Consider the following 311-nt stretch of genomic DNA (forward strand, 5'->3'; position numbering starts at 1 on the left):
GTAGACCTTTGAAAACTGAACAAAGTTTCGATAAACAAATGTGCAGGGCCTTGAAAAAGGACAACATTTGCGAAGTCAATTCGCTAGTAATAAATTTGAGTCACAAACTTTAAAATGAGAGTTTGATCCTGGCTCAGGACGAACGCTGGCGGCGTGCCTAATACATGCAAGTCGAACGAGACTTTTTATTTGATGCTTGCATCTTTTAAAAAGTTGAGTGGCGAACGGGTGAGTAACACGTGGGTAACCTGCCTTAAAGTGGGGGATAACACTTGGAAACAGGTGCTAATACCGCATAACCATCAAAACCG

At 42.1% G+C, this 311-nt stretch carries 1 rRNA gene; it reads left to right on the forward strand.

The features are described from left to right. Positions 1 to 110: 110 nt before the first annotated feature. Positions 111 to 311: ribosomal RNA gene (locus ON15_RS08810) — 16S ribosomal RNA — on the forward strand; the annotation flags it as partial.

This window comes from Liquorilactobacillus vini DSM 20605, assembly GCF_000255495.1.
Taxonomy (GTDB): domain Bacteria; phylum Bacillota; class Bacilli; order Lactobacillales; family Lactobacillaceae; genus Liquorilactobacillus; species Liquorilactobacillus vini.